We start from the raw sequence: 18376 nt of genomic DNA, 5'->3' as shown, positions 1-18376 counted from the left end.
GATTGTTCTGTTCTCTATAGGGTTTGGCTTGGGGTTGTTGTCTGAGGCATTGACTCCCCAGCACCATCACCTCATTGCTTGTCCTAAAACAGTACCAGATTCGCGCCCTGGCGATCGCCACTCTTTCTCCAAGACGGTTGACAATTGATGACAATTCCCAATGATTTCAGGAGAGATCCTTCTAACTTTTTGATAATTTTAGGAAGAATCTGACAAGGTTTAGTTGAAATTTGCTTTGTTTTTCAGAAGCTTGGTTTATCTATTCGATAGAGATAGGAATATGAGCTTTTCCGTAGAAGAGGGCAGAAACCTTAAATAACAAGGGCGTTTAACAATAAGATCAGGTAATTTTTACTACTTGAATTTGATTGATTTTTCTTCAACCTGGGTTGCCCAGAAAAGTAAAGACGTTTTCATTCAAAATATCAGCTTGTGAGAACAGACACAATCACTAAACTCCGGGAAACAGTAAAGGATTTCCCTCAGCTTTCCTTGATTTCGAGCGCCCTGCGTTGATGCAATACCAAGATTTGATACAGCAACGAATCCGGATCGGTACGCAAGACTTGAAAATTGGGGCGATCGCCCTCTCCCGCAATACAATTTTAGTCACCCGCAACCGTCGGGATTTTGAACAAATCCCGGGGTTGCAGTGGGAAGATTGGACGATCGCCCCAGAGGAGTGAGAATGGGTACGCTCAGTTTCCCGATCGCACCCACTCCACGCGATTACAACTCCATTTCAGCGCGAATGACATCTTCATGTCGTTTCAAGCGGAAGCCCACTTTCTGAGACAGGTGCTGCATAGCCCCATTATCTGGGAGAATATCTGCCGTAATTCGCACCAGTTTCTCACTGCGTCCCACTTCAATCAACTGTTCTAACAGTTTTGTTCCTAACCCTAACCCTTGATAGGGGTCGGCAATCAGTAATCCAAATTCCCCTTCATTGGAACCGTGCAACTTGCTCAGACGACCGAATCCGAGGATTTGGTGTTCGCCGGTTGCCGGATCTCGGTAATCAGCCACCAGTGCCATTTCGCGATCGTAATCGATAAAGCAAATCCGCGCTAACCGTTCGTGAGAGATTCGGCGACTGAGTTTCAGGAGGTGGAAGTACCGGAAATAGACTGAGCGATCGCTCAAAGACTCATGAAACTTAACCACCAACGGCTCATCTTCCGGGCGAATCGGACGAATTCTCACCGACGTGCCATTCTTCATCGACCACATCGTAATATACTGTGTGGGATAGGGGCGAATCGCTGGACGCGGTAATTCATCAGGGTTGCTATCGGGGTCGTGCAGGACTACCCGGGCATCCAAGGCGATAATCTGTTCCGGAGAGACTAGCAATGGATTAATATCGGTCTCTTTAATCCAAGGTTGTTCGACAATTAACTGACTAAATCTCACCATCAATTGCTCGATCGCCGCGATATCTACCGGGTCCCGTCCCCGAATCCCTTTCAAGGCTTTGTATATTTTTGTTTGTTCCATCATCCGCCTTGCTAGGGTGGTATTCAAAGGCGGTAAACCTAGCGATCGGTCTTTGAACACTTCTACCAATTGTCCCCCAGTGCCAAAGAGTAACACCGGACCAAATTGCGGGTCGATACTGCTGCCGACGATTAACTCATACCCGTCTAATTTAATCATCGGTTGGACGGTTACCCCTTGGAAATATTCCGCCCCAGCTTTTTCAGTCACCGAGGTTTCGATCGCCCGATAGGCAGTTCCCACGGCTTCAGGACTGCCTAAATTGAGCTTCACCCCTCCCACATCGGTTTTATGGGTAATTGTTTCCGAATACAATTTGAGAACGATAGGATAGCCGATTTGATTGGCGTATGCGACTGCTTCAGCTTCATTGGTGGCAATGTGAGTTTCCACTGTGGGAATGCCATAGGCGGCGAATACCTGTTTTGATTCAAACTCCGTCAACAGGTTGCGTCCCTCTTGCCGCGCCTGGGTAATGATTTTTTCAACTAAGGCGCGATCGGGGGTGTTGTTGTCATCATCTTTGGGAAGGACCGGCGTCTCGTATAAAGCACGGAGGTTATAAGTAGAGCGCCACATATAATTAAACAACCGCGCTGCTGTATCGGGATAAGGAAAGGTGGGGATATTCGCTTGATTTAAGAAATTCGCCCCTTCTCGGACATCTTCCCCGCCCATCCAGCTTGCCAAAATCGGTTTATCTTTGATTTTGGCGTAGGGTTCCAGTTGCTTGGCAGTTTCCGTAGGGTCCGTCATGGCTTGCGGGGTTAAAATGACCAACAATCCATCACTATTCGGGTCTTTTGCCGCCTTCTCCAGTGTTTGAGCATAGCGACTGGGTTCCGCATCCCCTAAGATGTCGATCGGGTTGCTGTGACTCCAGTGGGTGGGTAAAAATTCATCCAGTTCTGAAATGGTTTCCGCTGAGAGTTCGGTGAGTTGTCCCCCTTCGGTAATCAGGGCGTCGGTGGCAATTACCCCAGGACCTCCAGCATTGGTGAGGATAGTTAAATGCGGTCCTTTGGGGCGCGGTTGTTTGGCGAGGACCTCGGACATATAGAAGACATAGGAGATATTGTTGACGCGCAAGACGCCGGTGCGTCGGAAGGCGGCGTCAAGCACTTCGTCACTGCCGGTTAAAGTGCCGGTATGGGAGGCGGCAGCTTTGGCAGCCGCTTCGGTATGTCCAACTTTGATGACAATGATGGGTTTGCTCAGGGCCACTTCCCTTGCCGCAGAGAGGAACGATCGCGCGTTGCCAATCGATTCCATGTAAATCACAATACTTTGGGTGTTGGGGTCGTCACCGAGGTAATAGATTAAATCCCCCCAACCTACATCCAGCATGGAACCAATGGACATAAAGGCACTAAAGCCGACATTTTCCCGCAAACTCCAATCCAGAATAGCGGTACAGAGTGCCCCACTTTGGCTGATAAAGCCGACATTCCCCGGTTTTGCCATTTTGGTGGCAAAGGTGGCATTCAGTCCGGAGAGGGGACTCATTACCCCGAGGCAGTTGGGTCCGATAATCTGCATTTTTTTACCGCGACGGGCTTCGGCGAGGATTTGCCGTTCGAGTTCGATTCCCGCAGGGCCGATTTCTTTGAATCCGGCGGAGATGATAATCGCGCCAGGAATGCCCACATCGACGCATTCGCGAATGATCCCCGGTACTGTGGGGGCGGGGGTGACGATGATGGCTAAGTCTACGGGGTCGGGTACCGCAGCAATACTGGGATAGGCTTTGATCCCCAGCACGTTGTCCCGCTTGGGATTGACGGGAAAGACTGCCCCACCAAAGGGACTGGCAATTAAATTGGATAAAATGGTTCGTCCCACACTCCCAAGGCGATCGGTTGCACCGATTAAGGCAACATTTTTGGGTTTAAAAATGGCATCAAGGGTTTGACGTTCATACCGCAGGACGTCTTGTTTGGAGACGGTGCCCGGGGTTGGGTCTGGGTTGGTTGCGATTGGCTTTTGCATCGCTGGATGTTCCTTAAATATAATCTTCTAAATGGACATTATTTCAGACGCGACCCTATCTTTTTGAGTAAAAAAGCTTAGAGTTACTTACCCCTAGCCTACCCAATCCTGTTCGCTATTTTAAGAAAAAGTAACAATACTTTTAGAATTGTGCATTCGCTTCATTCTAAATTGCGTCAGGTATAGAGTCGCGTCTTTTCCACCTTACCGAAATTCACCGATGCTTGTCAGTGGGTTGCGATACTCTCCGGGGCGATCGCCGCTTGAATTCTCCGGATATCAGCAACTCAGGAACGTTCCCAAGTGAGACAAACCCCTGTTTGTCAGGAATCCTTGAATATTCAGGCGATCGCCGATTATCCCCTCTTAATTTTCCCTCTGCCAGCCTTTTATTGCACCGGCAACCCATAACGTCTAAAAATTTCCATCACTGCTTCCACTTGTTCCGCTGTGGGCGGTTCAGTATTTTTCAGCTCATACTCATACCCTAGCTGTTCCCACTTATATTCTCCCATTTGATGAAAGGGCAACACTTCCACTTTTTCCACATTGGTTAAGGTGGACACAAACTGGGCGAGTCCTTCCACATTCTCCCGGTTATCCGTAAGGTTGGGAACTAAAACAAACCGAATCCAAGCCGGTTTATTAATCTCCTTAAGATATTCCGCAAATTTCAGGGTAGGTTCTAGGGAAACATGGGTCACTTTTTCATAAAGCGCCCGATTATAGGATTTAATATCCAGCAGCACTAAATCTACATAGTCCAACACGGGTTTAGCGGCATTTAATTGGACATAACCGGACGTATCCAACACCGTATGAATCTCTAATTCTTTGCAACGCCGGAAGATTTCCCGCACGAATTCTGGTTGCATCAACGGTTCGCCCCCAGTGACGGTCACTCCCCCTCCAGAAAAGCGCATATAAGAGCGATATTTTTGCACCTCTTCGATCAGTTCATCCACGCTGACGACTTTCCCTTCTTCGATATGTCGGCAATCGGGGTTATGGCAGTACAGACAGCGTAGAGGGCAGCCTTGGGTGAAAATGACAAACCGAATGCCCGGACCATCGACAGTTCCGCAGCTTTCAACGGAATGGATGGCACCGACGGCTTGAAAGGCTCGAACGGTGGGAGGAGTAGCGGTGGGATTGGCAGTGCTATCTAACATGGTTAAGGCGAAAAATAAAGGGAACGCTGAATCTTTATCTTGACATCATCCAAACTAGAAAGGTGAGCTAAAGGCTCACCTTTCTAGTTTTTTAAATGATTAGATGCGTTCGTGGAAGGTACGGTTAATCACGTCTAACTGCTGTTCGCGGGTTAACTTAATGAAGTTAACGGCATAACCGGAGACCCGAATGGTAAGTTGAGGATATTGTTCCGGATGATCCATTGCATCCATGAGGGTTTCGCGATCAAGGACGTTGATGTTAATATGATGACCTTGATCGTGGAAGTACCCATCTAAAATTCCTACGAGGTTGGTAAGCCGATCGCCTTCGGTTTTTCCTAATGCTTTCGGGACGATCGAGAAAGTGTAAGAAATTCCATCTTGGGCGTGTTCATAGGGCAGTTTCGCCACAGAAGATAAGGCTGCGATCGCTCCTTTGGTATCCCGTCCATGCATCGGGTTCGCACCCGGTGCAAAGGGTTCCCCAGCTTTTCGTCCATCGGGGGTATTCCCGGTTTTTTTACCATAAACCACATTGGAGGTAATGGTAAGAACCGATTGGGTTGGCACCGCATTCCGATAGGTTTTATGCTTGCGGATCTTGTTCATGAAGTTTTCAACGAGATCAGCGGCAATTTCATCGACGCGATCATCGTTGTTCCCATACTTGGGATAGTCCCCTTCAATCTGGTAATCCACAATTAAACCTTGAGGATTACGAATGGCTTTGACTTTGGCATATTTAATCGCCGAGAGGGAGTCTGCCACCACCGAAAGTCCGGCAACACCACAAGCGAGGGTTCGATAAATATCGCGATCGTGCAAGGCGGCTTCAATCCGCTCATAGCAATATTTATCATGCATATAATGGATTACATTCAAGGTGTTGACATACAGTTTCGCCAACCAATCCAAGAAGCGATCGAATTTCGCCACCACATCCTCGTAATCCAAATCCTCTCCCATCACTGGGGCAAATTCCGGCCCAATTTGTTCGCCGGAGGTTTCATCTTTCCCCCCATTAATGGCGTACAGTAAGGCTTTTGCAAGGTTTGCCCGCGCCCCGAAAAACTGCATCTGCTTGCCAATTCGCATGGCGCTGACACAGCAGGCAATGCCGTAATCGTCGCCATAAGTGGGCCGCATTAAGTCATCATTTTCATACTGAGTGGAACAGGTATCGATAGAAACTTTCGCACAATAGCGTTTGAAGTTTTCCGGCAACCGTTCGGACCAGAGAATCGTTAAATTCGGTTCTGGGGCCGCACCCAGGTTATATAAGGTATGCAGGAAGCGGAAGCTGGTGCGGGTCACCAACGGACGTCCATCTTCACTCATTCCCCCGATACATTCCGTCACCCAAGTGGGGTCGCCGGAAAACAGTTGATTGTAATCCGGAGTCCGCAAGAAGCGCACCATCCGCAGTTTCATGACGAAATCATCAATGATTTCTTGGGCATCCGTTTCAGTGAGAGTACCCTTTTTCAAGTCACGCTCAAAATAGATATCCAAGAAAGTCGAGACCCGTCCCAAGGACATTGCTGCACCATTCTGTTCTTTGACGGCGGCAAGATAGGCTAAATAAGTCCATTGGACAGCTTCTTGGGCGGTGTTCGCGGGTCGTCCCAGGTCAAATCCATAACCGGCAGCCATGTCTTTGAGTTCCTGCAAAGCGCGAATTTGCTCGGAGACTTCTTCGCGCAGTTGAATCACGGGTTCATCGATCGCATCAAACTCCAAAGATTCTAGCTGATGTTTTTTGTCCGCAATCAGACGGTTGACGCCATAAAGTGCGACGCGGCGATAGTCCCCAATAATTCGGCCCCGTCCATAAGCATCGGGCAATCCAGTGATGATCCCCGAATGTCGCGCCGCCCGCATTTCTCGGGTATAGCCATCAAATACGCCGTCATTATGGGTTTTACGATACTGGGTGAAGATTTTTTCCGTTTCCGGGTCCAGTTTATACCCGTAGGCTTCTAACCCGGCTTTAACGATGCGAATCCCTCCGTAAGGCATGATCGCCCGTTTAAGTGGTTTATCAGTTTGCAGTCCGACAATCCGTTCAAGGTCGCGATCAATGTAGCCCGGACCATAGGCGGTAATCGATGCCGGAATCTTCGTTTCCGCATCTAATACACCCTTGAGGCGTTCTTCTTTCATGAGTTCGGTGACTTTCTTCCAGAGCGTTGTAGTGCGTTCTGTAGCCTCTGCTAAGAAAGTTTCATCTCCCGAATACGGTTTGTAATTTTTTTGAATGAAATCCCGGACGTCTATTTCTTTAGCCCATTTGCCGGTTACGAAGCCTTGCCATTCCTCGCTAATGGCATTTTGTTTGCCCGGTAATTCTGTCGCTTGGGGAGATTTTACTGAAGTGGAAACCATAGTCTTCTTACCTCTAATCGGTAAACCGTTTTGCTTGTTCTCTATCCACTCTTTTAATATAGCGCACAATTCAATCTACTTTTCAGTTTATTCTTTTTTTTATAAAAAATAAAGAAAGTCCCTGGAGTTGGAGGCAGTCTGGAGGGGCTGTAATGGTTGCGGTGAGTGGGGAGTTCACAGCCACTGCCTAGGCGGTCGAAATTGTCAAGGTCCTGTTGAAATATCCTAGATTTTCTTTGAAATTGTTTAACATTTAGAGGGGGGAGGGATGGCAAAATTAAGGGGAATTGACTCTTGCATTTTTTTTAAGGTTCCGCTATAATGAACGATCAATAATTTAAAGTTTTCACCCTAAAAGTATAAGCTGTGGCCGTGGGTTTGCTGCCCGGTTTGTAGTTCAGTGAAAAATGGCGATCGCACCGCGTCATCTGCGATCGCCACTTCAAAAGTATTGCGTGTCCCCCAGGCTAGGTAGTCCAAGGATACCTGGCGATCGCAGACTAATTAGGGTACTCTATCGAGCCGCACCTTCTAAATCCAGGTGCAGTTCAACTTTGGGTATCTGACCAAGGGCCACTAACATCCCGTGCGGTTCCGACTCTACCACAAGGGTGGGGTACAACTCTCGTCCTTTACCCTCCATCTATCTTAAATCCTATACTGAACTCTATACTAATGGCTCTGTAGTATTCCCCACTCCATTCTATCCTGAACTAACCTTCCCGGGTTCTCTATCTGATCTTAACAATGGGGAGTGTGAGGCGATCGGCCCGGGTTACTTCTCGCTGTAAGCCTATCCCCCCGTAACCTTCCCGCCTGAATATACTCTCTCTTCTAGGGTGACTCTTTGTTTCCCTAAAAAAACACATTTGCTAAGTTTAGCAAAAAAACTTGCCCTATACGAGATTTTTGATAAACTTATGTAACAAATGTTATTAATCCTTGTTATTTAATCAAGACCGGGCGTGACAATAATTGCAAACTTTTCAGCCCAATAGTGGCTACATAGCTGATGGAGATTGCCCTTTAGCTATTCTCTAAAAAAGCTGATAACCTTTCCAAGGTTATCAGGGAAGCGAGGGCATAACCTAAACCAAAATTTCGTAATATTTTGTAATTATTTTAAGGCATTAATTCGCCTATGATAAGCTTGAAAGCTCCAGATAAGCCCCTGCAACTTCAACCGCAGACTTCGTAATCTTCTAAACTGTAGAACGTCCGATCTGCCGCCATCCCAGTCCCCATGAACCAGAAAAGGGGAACGAGCTTAAACCCAGGGTTCAGACGCTTTCATCAAGGGAATCCTCTCAGGATGAGACTCCCCGCCAACAGACCACAAACTAAAGTGTTAAGACATCCGTTAAAGTCCTTAATCTATTTAGGGCAAAAAGCACCAGCTTAACATCCGGATCAGAATAAATCGGTAGATTTCTTAAACGCGGACAACTTAAAACGTTTCACAACCAAATAGTTGCTAATGTAGCCAGATTAACGCCCAACGTAAACGCAGCGATCGTTACAACACAAATTATTGGCATTGTAAAGAACGAGGACCAACAAATGAGCGGTCAAAACTACAACATATCCCCGAAAGAAAACATGGAAGAAGCAACCCTGTCCACCCGCAATACCTATCAAGACGTAGCCGCCTCTAAGACCATTAAGAATACCTTGGCTTATAACGAAGCCCTAACCACCATGAAAGAAACCCTAACCTTAGAACATGACCAAACCCCCAAAACCTACGGACTAGAAGCCCTAGGGATGAAAAACCTCGGCCATGTCTATCGCAACCTCGCGGTTCCTACCTTGGTCGAACACGCCTTAGCCCGGGCGGAAGCCATCCTTGCTGATAATGGCGCACTTTGTATTAATACCGGCAAATATACTGGACGGTCTCCTAATGATAAATTTATCGTCGATGAACCGAACAGCCGGGACGAAATCCACTGGAACAAACTCAATGTTCCCATTTCTGAACAAAACTTCAAACGCCTCTATCGCCAAGTCCTTTCTTATGTCCAGGGTCGAGACTTATATCTGTTTGATGGGTATGTCGGATGCGACCCGAACTACCGCGTTGGCGTGAGAATTATCAACCAATATGCCTCACAAAATTTATTCGCCCATCAACTCTTCATTCGGGCGACAGAGGAAGAACTCGCCAACCATCAAGCAGATTTCACGGTAATCGCGGTTCCCGGTTTACAAGGCGACCCGGAAATCAACGGCATCAACTCTGAAGCCTTTATCGTCGTCAACTTTTCTCAAAAACTCGTCATTATCGGCGGTTCTAAATATTCCGGGGAGATCAAAAAATCTGTATTCTCCTTGATGAACTACTTTATGACCAAGCGGAACGTCCTGCCGATGCACTGTTCAGCCAACATGGATGACAAGGGCAATACCGCCTTATTTTTCGGACTCTCCGGTACAGGTAAAACAACGATTTCGGCAGATCCGACCCGTCGTTTGATTGGAGATGATGAACATGGTTGGTCAGAAGATGGTATCTTTAATTTTGAAGGCGGATGTTATGCGAAAACGATCGCCTTGTCCAAAGAAAATGAACCGCAAATCTGGGATGCCATCCGGTTTGGTGCCTTGATGGAAAACGTTGTTCTTGATCCCGTCACTCGTCATCCTGACTACGATGATGGTCGCTTGACTGAAAATACACGGGTTGCCTATCCTATTGACTATATTCCTAATGTAGTCCTTCCCAGTGTCGGCGGACATCCAACGGCGGTGATTTTCCTCTCAGCGGATGCCTTTGGTGTCTTGCCTCCGATCGCCAAACTGACAAACCGGCAGGCGATGTATTACTTCATGTCCGGCTATACCAGCAAACTCGCCGGAACAGAACGAGGAATTACCGAACCCGAAGCCACCTTCTCTGCCTGTTTTGGAAAACCCTTCCTGCCTCTATCCGCTACCGTCTATGCAGAAATGCTGGGTGAACGTTTGCGGAAACATAATGCTACCGCCTCCGTATATCTCGTCAATACCGGATGGTCAGGCGGTCCTTATGGCGTTGGTAGCCGGATTCAGATTAAATATACTCGGGCAATGGTATCAGCGGCCCTCAGTGGCGAACTGGATCACGTCACCTGTCATCCTCATCCCGTCTTCAAAATGTTGATTCCCGAAGCCGTTTCTGGCGTACCCAGTGAGATTCTCGACCCGCGCAATACCTGGGCGGATAAAGAGGCTTACGATCGCCAAGCCAAAGAACTGGCCCGCCGGTTTGTGGATAACTTCAAACGCTTTACCACCGCCAGTCAGGAGATTATCGACGCTGGTCCTAGCTTTGAATAACTAAACCGGAGTGTAGAGAATCAAGGCGGTTAGCAACCTGAATGCACCGGATATCTTGATTCTCTCACTCAACGTAAACCTTCTCACAGACGGACTCGCGCAGTTCTCCTGGGGTAGTCCTCACGTTTCCTATTAAGGCCGGGGTAACTTTTCTGGGGATCTGCTCGATTTCTAAATTCTTTCTAAAGAAATACAATCTCTCTCAAAAGTCTTAAAAGCTTGACGATATGTCGCTGGAATAACACGAACCCGGGGAGATTGCTGCTAAAGTACAAGTTGTTTGTTTACAGAGGAATGTAGTTCATGGGAACTTTAAAAGTTGGGATTAATGGATTTGGACGAATTGGACGTCTCGTCCTGCGGGCTGGAATTAACAATCCCAATCTTGAATTTGTGGGGATTAATGACTTGGTTCCTTCGGATAACCTGGCCTATTTATTCAAACATGACTCAACCCAAGGGAAATTTCCGGGGACGGTAAAAGCGACTTCCGAGGGAATTGAGATTGATGGCAAGTTTATCCCCTGTACCGCCATTAAAGACCCAACGGAACTGCCCTGGGGTAAAGTCGGTGCCGATTACATTGTCGAGTCTACGGGACTGTTTACCACCCTAGAAGGGGCTACCAAACACATTAAAGGGGGTGCCAAGCGCGTCGTGATTTCGGCCCCGACGAAGGACCCGGACCAAGTACGGACTTTCCTGGTTGGGGTTAACCATGAGACGTTTGACCCGGCGAAAGATACCGTGGTTTCTAATGCCAGTTGCACCACGAACTGTCTGGCCCCAGTTGCCAAGGTGATTAATGACAATTTTGGCTTCAGTGAAGGATTGATGACGACGGTGCACGCCATGACGGCGACTCAACCCACGGTGGATGGACCCAGTAAAAAAGACTGGCGCGGTGGCAGGGGGGCTGCCCAGAATATTATTCCCGCTGCTACGGGTGCAGCGAAAGCGGTGACTTTGGTATTACCGGAGTTGAAAGGTAAACTGACGGGGATGGCATTCCGGGTTCCGACTCCGGATGTGTCTGTAGTAGATTTGACCTTCCGGACGACTAAGGCAACCAGCTATAAGGAAATTTGCGCGGCGATGAAGGCGGCATCTGAGGGCGAACTCAAAGGGATTTTGGGTTACACCGAGGATGAGGTGGTTTCCACGGATTTTGTCGGGGATTCTCATTCGAGCATTTTTGATGCGGGTGCCGGAATGGAACTGAACTCGAATTTCTTTAAGATTGTCTCTTGGTATGACAACGAATGGGGTTATTCCTGCCGCGTTGTGGATCTCATGTTGTCTATGGCAAAAAAAGACGGCATTCTCTAGGTCTATAGCCGGTTAATTTTGGGGGTGGATTAAAAAAGGGCGATCGCAACCGATCGCCCTTTTTTAATCCACTGCTTCCAAAATAATGAATTGATGCCCCTTTCTCTCCCCTTAAAAACGCCCATCGGCTGGAGAAAATTGTGCCAAAAGTTCAGTCTTCGCCGTCCCCCCAATTGGTGAGACTCTTGAAATTCAGGGCGAGAGCAAATGTAGTAATAATTTACTACAATTATACTACATTATTGCTTCCTTTTTTTGCGAAGGTATTGTTAAGTGAATCGGTGTAACCAGGCAAGGTTTCAGGTAGAACCCCACGGGGTTAGCTGTGGTGTTGGGGTTCAGCAGGGACTACTTTCCTCGGCATATTTTAACATATTTTTATCAAAATTTATTAAAGTTTTAATGTTTTTTAGAATTAAACCGTGAGGGAATTGATGGGGTTAGGTTTTTAACTGAAACCTCCACCCCAAAAGGGCCTAAATCCGTAAAAATACTGAAGCCAGTAGTCGATTCTAAGAGTTAGAATGAGAGTGGAGATTTATAGGATTGAAATTATCCTGGAGTCTCTGGGGTGGGTCTCAAATGATTTAGAAAATTCGTCACTTTATTGATACACAAGTGAGTGCAGGAGGGTTCATACGGGAAGGGATACCCTCTATTTTTACAGGATCCGCTAATCCGGATCATGAGGGGAGCCAATTGGCCCTGACTTGATGAAGTTTTCCGCCACTGGATTGAAAGTTTTGTCAAAACTTCAAACTGGAACCGAGTCCAATAGGGTTTGTCTAAGAATTTACACCCCTTTAAGGAGGAGATCTACACTAGAGTTAGGGTAAAAGGACAGACTCTACCTCTATCTTGAGTTGTAAATTCTAAATTGCGTATTGACGATACCAATAATTATTGGCATAACAGAAAGGGTAGGTTTTATTACCCGTATTAAAGCAGGCGTGACAATCTTCCCCCAGGGGAAGTCGGTGTTAGGGGCGATCGCGATTATTTGATTAGATGAAGGGAGCTTCCGTATTATGCTTTGGAACAAATCGTTAAAACAAGTTACCACATTTTCAGTGGCGTTATGCTTGGGAATGGTGATGAGTCCGGGCCTCAATTTGCAGGCGAAGGCCCAAACTGAACCCGATTCCCTCTCTCGAACCCCTGCGGGTCCTTGGTTACTGAGTCAATCGTTCACCCCACCCGATCGCGGTGCTCCGCAACGGACTGCTGAAGGCGGCACTAGAGGCTGTGGAACCTATCAAGCGGGTCAAAAACCTTTGACAGCGTTAACTCCAGGAGATGCGATGCCCTTGACCTTGGCTGCAAATCCGACTTTATACTGGTATGTGCCCACTTCAGGCCCCCAAACCTTAGAGTTTGAATTGGTTGAGGGGGAAAATGAGGAGAATTTGGTTTATCAAGCCAAAATCCAGATTCCCCAAGGGGGGATTATTAGTCACAGTTTACCTGTGAATGATGCAACCACCCTAGATCCGGGGAAAAGTTATCATTGGTACTTGAAAATGGTCTGCGATGCGAGCGATCGCACCGGAGATATTGTCGTCGATGGCTGGATCGAACGCGTGGAACCGGATGAAACCATCGCCCTAGAACTCAAAAATGCCACCACACCCAGCAATCGGGTTTCAATCTATGCCCGTGAAGGGATTTGGCATGATGCTCTAAGCATTCTGGCTCAAATGCGTCGGGATAATCCCGAGGATACAGACCTGTTTGCCCGCTGGCAACAGTTTCTGGATTCTGTGGAATTGGGGGACTTCGCAACCGAACCCCTTGTAGATGCGACTCAACTCAGTCAGGAGTAATGGCATGAAGTCATCATGGGTAATGGGCCCAAGTACCCTATTAGCCGTAGTCTGTTGGTGGGGCATTTTCCTAGAAGTGGGATGGACCCAATCCATTCTTCCCGCTGGTGATGGAACCGGGACCCAAGTTACCCATGATGGCGATCGCTTTGATATCCAGGGGGGCAGTCCCTCCAGTGATGGCTCCAATCTCTTCCACAGTTTTGATCGCTTTGGTTTAGAAGCGGGTCAAACGGCTAACTTTTTGGCGAATCCCGACATTCAGAATATCTTCACTCGGGTTGTCGGGGGGAACCCTTCCCTGATTCAGGGTCTGCTACAAGTCAGCGGTAGCCACTCCAATCTATACTTAATCAACCCCGCAGGCATCCTGTTCGGTCCTACGGCTCAGTTAAACCTCACGGGATCTTTTTTTGCCACGACTGCAAACTCGCTCGGATTCAACTCAGGAGCGAGTTTTGATGTATTGGGACCCTCTTCTTATCACAGCCTCACCGGGTCCCCCAATCAGTTTGATTTTACTCAATCTCAGGCCGGAAGTATTGTCAATGCCGGAGATTTGAGCGTGGGATTTGGGAAAAATATCACCCTGATGGGGGGAACAGTCCTGAATACGGGAACCTTAACCGCTGCTGGGGGCAACATTACCCTCGCTAGTGTCCCGGGACCCCATCGCGTCCGCTTGTCTCAGGAAGGAATGCTGCTGAGTCTGGAATTTCAGGCGATCGCCCCAAGCACCGAGACGGGAATTTCTCCCCTGCAGTTACCCCAACTCCTCACCCAAGGAAATCTCACTCAGGGACACGCCCGAGGTGCCGTGGTGAATCCCGATGGAACGATTACCTTGACGGGTTCCAATTTATCCTCGTCCCCGGATCCCGGAACCACCCTTGTCAGCGGTGAGATTTCCGTTGCTGATGGGGTGCAAACTGGGGGAACCGTCACGATTTTAGGGGAAAAAATTGGGGCGATCGCCTCGACAATTGATGCTTCCGGCGGCAATGGCGGCGGCGAAGTCTATCTCGGTGGCGATTTCCAAGGCGGGGGTCGCTTGCCCACTGCCGATCGCACTTTAATGAGTCCCAATTCGACCATTCAAGTGGATGCCCTAAATACTGGGAATGGGGGACGCGTTATTGTTTGGAGCGATCGCGTCACCGGATTCTATGGCAACATTAGCGCCCAAGGAGGGTCCAACCCCTTAGCGCTCTCCCAAAATGGGGGATTTGTAGAAGTTTCAGGCAAAGAACACCTCATTTTTGAAGGCATCGTTGATGTCAGTGCCACTCACGGCAGTTCCGGAACCCTGCTCCTTGACCCCTTGAATATTATCATTTCTAATGGTGAGGATGACCCACTCAATATCGGGGAGTTTCTGCCGGATATTTTATCCGGTGAAGCTGATGAATTTGCCGAGGAAACCATTACAATTTCTGCCGAAACCCTTCAAAATCAAAGCGGCAATATCATCCTAGAAGCGACGAATAATATTGAGATTGCCAATGGGGTTTCCCTCGAATTTGTCCCCGGGGAACCCATTGTATTTCGCGCGGATGCCGACAACGAAGGAACCGGCGCTTTTTTGATGAATCCATCCAGCCAGATCCGCGCTGAAGGGCGAGATATTGAAATTTTTGGAGCGAATATTACGGTTACTACTATCGATACCTCCGCAGAAGCGGATGGGGGTAAGATCTCCCTCACCAGTACCGATGGGAATATTCAAGCGCGTGAGTTAATTTCCCAGTCTACAGGTTCGGGGACCGGGGGAGATGTGACCCTGAGTGCGGGAGGAACTGGGGCGATTACAATTCAACCGGGCAACTTAGATACGTCTTCCGCATCTGGAGATGGGGGTACTATCACTCTGACGACTGAAACCGGCGATATTACCACAGGAGAGATGATCTCCAAATCGGATGGGGAAGGAACCGCTGGAGATATTATCCTGAGTGCGGGAGGGACGGGGGCGATCGCCATCCAAACGGGTAACGCGACTTTAGATGCCTCTTCCGTCTCGGGAGACGGGGGAACCATTACCCTAACCACTGAAACCGGGGACATTAGGACCCGCACGCTCCTTGCCAACTCCGGGGGAGCGGGTACTGGAGGTGAGATTAGTCTCAATGCCGGGGGGGAGGGGAATATCATTATCCAAACCGGAAATTCTAGGATTGATGCCTCTTCGGTATCTGGAGTGGGGGGGACAATCGACTTGAATACCGAGACTGGAGATATCACAACCCAGGACCTGTCCACGAATTCTAGTGCGACCCCTGGAACTATTACCCTGGATGCCAGCACGGGAACCCTGCGTTTGCGAGGGAACATTAACACGAACAATCTCAATGTGAGAGCGAATGCGATTGAGGCAACCGGCAACAGTTCCGCAACGGGGCGCGGACGACTGGTCATAGAACCGGGTTCAGCAGATAGAAATATTGCGATCGCCACGCCGGATAGTACCCTAGCCGATGACACCTTGAACTTGGGGGATGCCTTGTTAGAGGCTCTCACCAATGGGTTTGAATCGATTGTCATCGGGAACCCAGAGAGTACCGGGAATATCACATTATATAATGGATTTGATTTCAATCTGCCGGTGACGATCGCCGGGGGAGAAACTCTCACAGGTCCGAACCAGAATACCACCTGGACTCTCACCGGCCCGGGGCGAGGCACTCTCAGCGGCTATCCCAACGGCATGAGGTTTGAAAATATTGAAAACCTGACAGGCGGTAGTGCCAGTGATACCTTCGCATTTCTCGATGGGGCAAGGTTTGGCCGAATTGATGGTGCAGCCGAGAGCGATCGCCTGGATTATTCCAATTATACAGGGGAAGTGACCGTTAATCTCCCCCAAAATATCGCCACGGGTACCAGCGGTGCCTTCAATATTGAAAATGTGACACTTTCACCTCCACCGAATCAGGAGGACAACTTTCTCACCCCGGTGATCAAACCCGCCCCGAAGATCGACCCTTTGCCATTACCCCCGGAGGCAGAGAGTACACCGGAAACACCGACCTCTGAACCCACTGAGCCGACTTCTCCGGACCCGGATATCAGTGAGCCAGTTCCCGTAGCAGAACCCGCCCCAGTTCCCGTGGCAGAACCCGCCCCAGTTCCCGTAGCAGAACCCGCCCCAGTTCCCGTAGCAGAACCGGCTCCAGTTCCCGTAGCAGAACCCGCCCCAGTTCCCGTAGCAGAACCCGCCCCCGTAGCAGAACCGGCTCCAGTTCCCGTAGCAGAACCCGCCCCCGTGGTGGAACCTGCGCCAATTCCGGTGGTGGTAGGACCGGAGACTCAGGGTGGAGGGGGCTTACCTGAACCGCCGATCGCCACTCCAGTTCCCGTAGAACCCGCGCCTCTTAATGTTCCCTCGTTGACTGAAACAGGCTATCCTTGGACACCCTCCCTGGGCGATCGGTTTATGGGGTCCACAGGACTTGAACAACGGAATGAACAGGCAGTTTCTGATATTTTGAGTCAACCGGCAATTCTCCAGTTGAACAATCGCAGCGACGTCGATCGCCTGCTAGATTCGGGTGAAATAGAACAGGCGATTGAAATGGGCGATCGCGTGTTTAGTGAGGACTTTGAGGACTATTTAGGACAAAATATTAATCTCCCGTATTTATCCTTTGAGGCTATCCAGAATAAGCTTCGGGACATGGAAAATCTGACGGGAAAAAATGCCGGTCTGATTTATGTCTTTTCTCGAAATGAGCAATTAGATTTAGTCTTAATTCCCCCCATCGGTAAACCGATTTACAAAAGTGTTCCGGAAGCTAACCAAGCCGTTCTTTTCCAGGAAGTAGAGCGGTTGCAAGGAGAAATTGGCAATGTCTCCAAACGGCGCACCACCAGTTATTTAGCCCCGGCCCAGCAACTCTATAAATGGATCATTGCCCCCTTAGAACCCGACCTCAAACGGTTGGGAATTGAGACAACCATTTTTAGTATGGATGCGGGATTGCGGATGCTTCCCATTGCCGCCTTACATGATGGGGAGCAGTTTTTAGTCGAAAAATACAGCCTCACCTTAATTCCTAGCCTGCATTTAACCGATGCCCGTTATAGCAACTGGAAAAGTACCGAAGTCTTAGCAATGGGATTGTCAGAATTTTCTGACCAATATCCATTACCCGCAGTGCCCGTGGAACTTGATACCATTGTTAACCACTTATGGCCCGGTGCAGCCTTCCTGAACGAAGCCGTGACCCTGGATAACTTGCAAGAACTGCGCGGACAAGAACCGTTTGGCATCATTCACCTCGCGACCCACGGCCAATTTAACTCAGGAGCGCGGGATAACTCCTACCTCCAGTTATGGGGGGAAAAATTACACCTAGACCGGATGCAGCAGTTAAAATGGAACGATCCGCCCGTAGAATTGTTAGTGCTGTCCGCCTGTCGCACGGCGATCGGAGATTTAGAGGCCGAATTTGGCTTTGCTGGATTAGCGGTGCAAGCCGGGGTTAAATCAGCGGTAGCGAGTCTTTGGTACGCCAATGACGCGGGGACCTTGGGACTGATGAGCGAGTTTTACCAAAACTTGCGATCGGCTCCAATTAAGGCAGAGGCATTGAGGAGAGCACAAATCGCTATGATTGGCGGGACGGTGCATCTAGAAAATGGGGCCTTGGTCGGATCGTTCGGAAATGTAGAACTCCCGCCGGAGCTTTCACGCCTCGGGAATCGAGAGTTAAGACATCCCTATTATTGGGCGGGCTTTACGATGATTGGCAGTCCCTGGTAGTAATTAAGAATTAGGAATTGAGAATTGAACTTCTCGGCGGTCTTAATTCTTAATTCTTAATTCTTAATTCTTAATTCTATGTGGGCCAAGGTTAA

At 48.7% G+C, this 18376-nt stretch carries 9 protein-coding genes; 5 read left to right on the top strand and 4 right to left on the bottom strand.

What is annotated here, in order from left to right; genetic code table 11:
* Nucleotides 1-515: 515 nt before the first annotated feature.
* Nucleotides 516-686 carry a type II toxin-antitoxin system VapC family toxin gene (locus NG796_RS04810; RefSeq protein WP_261204779.1) on the top strand — a complete coding sequence of 57 codons (171 nt, stop codon included), beginning with the start codon at nucleotides 516-518 and terminating at the stop codon, nucleotides 684-686.
* A gap of 43 nt (nucleotides 687-729) precedes the next feature.
* Here the strand turns inward: NG796_RS04810 and NG796_RS04805 are convergent, their stop codons facing one another.
* The 4 genes from NG796_RS04805 to NG796_RS04790 form a co-directional block, all read right to left on the bottom strand.
* Nucleotides 730-3489 carry a bifunctional acetate--CoA ligase family protein/GNAT family N-acetyltransferase gene (locus tag NG796_RS04805; RefSeq protein WP_261204778.1) on the bottom strand — a complete coding sequence of 920 codons (2760 nt, stop codon included), beginning with the start codon at nucleotides 3487-3489 and terminating at the stop codon, nucleotides 730-732.
* A gap of 389 nt (nucleotides 3490-3878) precedes the next feature.
* Entirely contained in the window at nucleotides 3879-4661 is a 783-nt protein-coding gene (gene pflA, locus NG796_RS04800) for a pyruvate formate-lyase-activating protein (protein WP_261204777.1), read from the bottom strand.
* Between the two features lie 99 nt (nucleotides 4662-4760).
* Nucleotides 4761-6989, bottom strand: a complete 2229-nt coding sequence (gene pflB / locus NG796_RS04795; RefSeq protein WP_411268790.1) for a formate C-acetyltransferase — start codon at nucleotides 6987-6989, stop codon at nucleotides 4761-4763.
* 411 nt (nucleotides 6990-7400) lie between these two features.
* On the bottom strand, nucleotides 7401-7529 hold the full coding sequence (locus NG796_RS04790) for a hypothetical protein (RefSeq protein ID WP_261204775.1): 129 nt from the start codon (nucleotides 7527-7529) through the stop codon (nucleotides 7401-7403).
* Between the two features lie 1080 nt (nucleotides 7530-8609).
* On the opposite strand from NG796_RS04790, the gene pckA reads away from it, so the two are divergent.
* From pckA to NG796_RS04770, 4 genes are all read left to right on the top strand, one after another.
* Nucleotides 8610-10367, top strand: a complete 1758-nt coding sequence (pckA, locus tag NG796_RS04785) for a phosphoenolpyruvate carboxykinase (ATP) (RefSeq protein ID WP_261204774.1) — start codon at nucleotides 8610-8612, stop codon at nucleotides 10365-10367.
* A 303-nt stretch (nucleotides 10368-10670) separates the two neighbouring features.
* Entirely contained in the window at nucleotides 10671-11696 is a 1026-nt protein-coding gene (gene gap / locus NG796_RS04780; protein WP_261204773.1) for a type I glyceraldehyde-3-phosphate dehydrogenase, read from the top strand.
* A gap of 1028 nt (nucleotides 11697-12724) precedes the next feature.
* On the top strand, nucleotides 12725-13519 hold the full coding sequence (locus tag NG796_RS04775; protein WP_261204772.1) for a DUF928 domain-containing protein: 795 nt from the start codon (nucleotides 12725-12727) through the stop codon (nucleotides 13517-13519).
* Between the two features lie 4 nt (nucleotides 13520-13523).
* Nucleotides 13524-18281, top strand: coding sequence for a CHAT domain-containing protein (locus NG796_RS04770; protein ID WP_261204771.1), 4758 nt, complete (start codon nucleotides 13524-13526; stop codon nucleotides 18279-18281).
* Nucleotides 18282-18376: the final 95 nt, after the last annotated feature.

The organism is Laspinema sp. D2d (assembly GCF_025370755.1).
Classification (GTDB): Bacteria; Cyanobacteriota; Cyanobacteriia; order Cyanobacteriales; family Laspinemataceae; genus Laspinema.
The sequence above is the reverse complement of the archived record's forward strand: the minus strand, read 5'-3'. Positions and strand labels throughout refer to the sequence as shown.

Bases quoted from the DNA above. Each gene is read 5' to 3' on its own strand.
- NG796_RS04810 (WP_261204779.1), top strand. From the start codon at position 516: ATGCAATACCAAGATTTGATACAGCAACGAATCCGGATCGGTACGCAA.
- NG796_RS04805 (WP_261204778.1), bottom strand. From the start codon at position 3,489: ATGCAAAAGCCAATCGCAACCAACCCAGACCCAACCCCGGGCACCGTC.
- pflA (WP_261204777.1), bottom strand. From the start codon at position 4,661: ATGTTAGATAGCACTGCCAATCCCACCGCTACTCCTCCCACCGTTCGA.
- pckA (WP_261204774.1), top strand. From the start codon at position 8,610: ATGAGCGGTCAAAACTACAACATATCCCCGAAAGAAAACATGGAAGAA.
- gap (WP_261204773.1), top strand. From the start codon at position 10,671: ATGGGAACTTTAAAAGTTGGGATTAATGGATTTGGACGAATTGGACGT.
- NG796_RS04775 (WP_261204772.1), top strand. From the start codon at position 12,725: ATGCTTTGGAACAAATCGTTAAAACAAGTTACCACATTTTCAGTGGCG.
- NG796_RS04770 (WP_261204771.1), top strand. From the start codon at position 13,524: ATGAAGTCATCATGGGTAATGGGCCCAAGTACCCTATTAGCCGTAGTC.